Raw genomic sequence first — 861 nt, 5'->3', positions numbered from 1 at the left:
TTCTTAGAGGGCTTGCTGCATGGCTCAACGAAAACAATAAGGCCACTCTAGCTTCTCGGTTGCAAGACCCTTCAGACGGGTCACTCGCCGAAGACGTCCTGTCTTACCAGCGCGCTGGCGTTAAGTCGGCGCTGTCTCACCTCCGGAAGTTCGTACCTGGGACGCAAGAGTTCGAAGGAGCGGGAGCCGGCCCCCGCGTCATGGGAAGGCGTACGCTGTATCCGTATCCCGAAGACGCCGCTCTCATTGACGGCCTGCACGGCCAACGCCTGCGCAACCTCGGCCCCGGGGCGTCTCAACGACAGAGAGACATGCTCACCACAACGGCTTCGAGGCAACGCAGGTTTAGCGATTGGCTCCAGAGGGAGAACAAGGGGAGCTTGGCCAGTCGGCTGAAGGCTGACGACCAGCAGGTGAGAAAGGATTTGAAAGAATTTAGGAAAGTCATTCGGAGATCAAACTTTGATATGGGGTTCGAATTGCTCCAGAAGTATCTACAGATCGTCGACGCAAACAGAGCGCTGGGTGTGGACTTCCCTCAGCAGGGGGCTGGCTCGAACTCAGGCTCAACCTGGTCAACCTGGATGCGAGACTTGCGGCCGCCGTCCGACTTCGATCCGGGCGAGTGGGAGGTTCGTGACGACGCCCAGTCATGGCCGGTGCTCGGCCCTGACGGCAGCCCGCGGGCGCCAGCTCAGTCATCAGAAATCTACGGCGGTCTCTATCCTTTCATTGATCTGCCGTCCACACCGGAGGAGGTTCGTGACGAGGCCCAGTCATGGCGGGTGCTCGGCCCTGACGGCAGCCCGCGGGCGCCAGCTCAGTCATCAGAAATCTACGGCGGTCTCTATCCTTTCATTG

The 861-nt window shown here is 59.8% G+C and carries 1 pseudogene; it reads left to right on the top strand.

Annotated elements, in window-relative coordinates:
- Positions 1-380 precede the first annotated feature (380 nt).
- Positions 381-861 (top strand): annotated as a pseudogene (locus AC0L3P_RS39770) (hypothetical protein); the annotation flags it as partial.

It is taken from the genome of Bradyrhizobium sp. WSM4874 (genome assembly GCF_055811835.1).
This window is presented reverse-complemented; position numbering and strand designations above follow the sequence as displayed.